Source organism: Longibacter sp. (assembly GCF_051155795.1).
In the GTDB taxonomy this organism is placed as follows: domain Bacteria; phylum Bacteroidota; class Rhodothermia; order Rhodothermales; family Salinibacteraceae; genus Longibacter.
Genome location: NZ_DAXETW010000043.1, coordinates 1 through 2455, shown reverse-complemented (window position 1 = coordinate 2455; position 2455 = coordinate 1). Strand labels below are relative to the sequence as shown.

Annotated in this window: 2 protein-coding genes and 1 pseudogene; 1 reads left to right on the top strand and 2 read right to left on the bottom strand. The window is 63.8% G+C overall.

Going from position 1 to position 2455, the window contains the following annotated elements; all coding sequences use genetic code 11:
- Both ACFCU0_RS05470 and ACFCU0_RS05465 read right to left on the bottom strand, forming a co-directional pair.
- A pseudogene (locus ACFCU0_RS05470) lies at nucleotides 1-209 on the bottom strand (hypothetical protein); the annotation flags it as partial.
- A 272-nt stretch (nucleotides 210-481) separates the two neighbouring features.
- Nucleotides 482-1150 carry a heme exporter protein CcmB gene (locus ACFCU0_RS05465; protein WP_434972657.1) on the bottom strand — a complete coding sequence of 223 codons (669 nt, stop codon included), beginning with the start codon at nucleotides 1148-1150 and terminating at the stop codon, nucleotides 482-484.
- Nucleotides 1151-1315: 165 nt separating this feature from the next.
- Here ACFCU0_RS05465 and ACFCU0_RS05460 point away from each other — a divergent pair, with 165 nt between their 5' ends.
- Nucleotides 1316-2299, top strand: a complete 984-nt coding sequence (locus ACFCU0_RS05460; RefSeq protein WP_434972656.1) for an ADP-ribosylglycohydrolase family protein — start codon at nucleotides 1316-1318, stop codon at nucleotides 2297-2299.
- The last annotated feature ends 156 nt before the right edge of the window (nucleotides 2300-2455 follow it).

Sequence of the window (2455 nt, the reverse complement as noted above, 5' to 3'; positions counted from 1 at the left end):
GGGACGTGGAAATAGAGGTTCCGCGCCGTCTCCTCCAGGATCGACAACTGCGGGATCGTACCCAGAAGACCGGCGATGATCACGTACGTCAACGTCAGCACGACGAACGCACGGACGGCCGTATAGAGGCGCGTCCCAACGAAAGCAGACGAAGCTTCCGGAGCCCGGGATGTGGACGTCGCCATAGCGATCAGACGATCAGAGAGCATGAATGTGGATGCAACGTTACGACCCCGTCCCCGAAAAATTTCCGGTCCTGTGTTGAAAAAGAAGCGAGTTTGGGGGTGTGAGTTCAGGCTTCATCGTTCAGGGTTCAATGTTTTCTGCCGGACAACGGGGGTACTGAACGAGGGACGTCGGCGCCTGCAACCTGGCCAACGGCAGACCCACCGCCCCTATCCAGCCCTGTACGTTGAACCCTGAACCTTCAACTTACTTCCCCCTGTACCTTGAACCCTGAACGTTGAACTCATTCCCCGAATCAGTCCGTCCACACGTAATCGAACAGCAGCGTGGCGGCGGAGATGGTCGCTCCGGCGAAGCCGACCAGGGTCAGAAGTTCGGTTTCCGCGGCGGCCCAGCCGGCGCCGAGGATCGCTTTCCGCGTCGCGGTGACGACGGAGAGCAGCAACGGGACGAGGAGCGGGAGAAGCAAGACCGGGAGGAGCGGTCCGCTCCGGGCGGCCCGGGCGATGAGTGCGGCGAGGAGTGTGGTGGCGCCCGAGAGGCCGAGGGCTCCGAGAGCGAGAGTGGCGGCCAGCAATCCGGGGGAACGAACGGGGATCCCGAGCACGATCAGAAAGACGAGGACGGCGACCGTGTTGAGGCCGAGGACAAGCAGGAGCGTGTAGAGCAGCTTGCCGGCGAAGACCATGCTCGCCCGCGTGTTGAGTTGCAGCAGGAGCATCGTGCCCGTTTCCTCTTCGGAGACGAAGGACCGGCCGAGGCCGATCGAGGCGGAGAACAAGATCACAATCCAGAGGAGCGCAGATTGCACCCGTTCGCTGACCGACTCCTGCCCGATTGCAAACAGAACCAGCAGCAGCGCCGACAGGACAAACATCAGTAGCACGTTCACCGCGTATCGACTGCGGAGCTCCGTTCGAAGATCTTTGCGGAAAACGGCCCAGGCTCCGCGAATCCAGTTCATGTACCGTCCGTTGGTGGAGTCAGAGACAGGCGAAGCGATCGAAACACACGGCTCAGGCCGACCGCGGATCCATCAACCGTGCAGGTCTTCGGCCGGGTACAGGTAAGCCGTCCGACGTCTGGTCTCCGCCATTTTCGTTTTCGTTCACGCATTTCTCCGACCTACATGGCCTGCTCGACCGATCGAATTCTTGGCGCGTGCCTTGGTACGGCCGTCGGTGACGCCCTCGGCATGCCCATCGAAGGCATCAGCCATCAGAACGTTCGAACGTATTATAAGGGAATAAAAGAATTTCGGGCGGACGAGCAGCGAAAAGATCTGGATGCGGGACAGTGGACGGACGACACGCAGATGACGTTCGCGCTCGTGCAGGCTCTCGCTGCAAGCGATGGGCCAGCCGGCTGGCCGTCCGCCGTTGCCGGCGAATACGTGGCGATGCGTGAACATGCGCGTCGCTGGGGCCCGACGACGACCGCGGCGATTGATCGCCTTGCGGACGGCGTTGCTCCGGAGAATGCGGGGGAGAGCGAAGAGCCGACAAACGGAGCGGCGATGCGAGCGGCGCCGCTGGGAGCGTGGTGGTGTTGCACGGGTGCGACGCGAGAGGAGGCCTGGTCCGCGATCCGGCCCGTTCTGGCGGTCACACACAGGCATCCGGCCGCCCTGGCAGCGGGGTTCGGTCAGGCCGCTGCTGTGCAAGAAGCGATGGCGGTCGACGTGGAGACGTTCGATGCAGCCACGTTCTGGCAGACGCTCACCGACCACGTGACGTACGCGGAGAAGAAGCTCGCCGAGGACGGGGCGGCCGACACTCGCGTCTCGGACCGGCTCGACCGCCTCCGCATGCATCTGGACGAGTTTCCGCTCGACATGCGCGACCTGTGCGATGGGGCCGGGGTGCGCGCCGACGAAGCGTGGCCCTACGCCTGCGCGATGTTCGCCCGGCGGCCCCACTTGCTGGAAAATACGCTTCTGTCCAGCATCAACGTCGGGGGGGATGCCGACACGCACGGTGCCATGCTCGGGTCGCTCCTCGGGGCGCTGCATGGGTGGGACGCCTTTCCTGCCGAATGGCACGAGGGGCTGGAGGCGCGAGAACGGCTCGAAGAAGAGGCTGGTGCCCTCGCCGGAGCGATCACGGCGGCGTGATCACCCGTCGGTGCGTCGCGGTTACTCCGCTTCGGCTGCCTGGCGCTGCTTCGCAAGGTCGGCGGCTGTGACCAGGTCTGGATCCTTTGGGACGAAGACCGGGTCGTCCGCCGATGGCTCGTCGAATTCCCCGATGAAGCCGATCTCGGTTTCGAG

Bases quoted from the DNA above. Each gene is read 5' to 3' on its own strand.
- ACFCU0_RS05460 (WP_434972656.1), top strand. From the start codon at position 1,316: ATGGCCTGCTCGACCGATCGAATTCTTGGCGCGTGCCTTGGTACGGCC.
- ACFCU0_RS05465 (WP_434972657.1), bottom strand. From the start codon at position 1,150: ATGAACTGGATTCGCGGAGCCTGGGCCGTTTTCCGCAAAGATCTTCGA.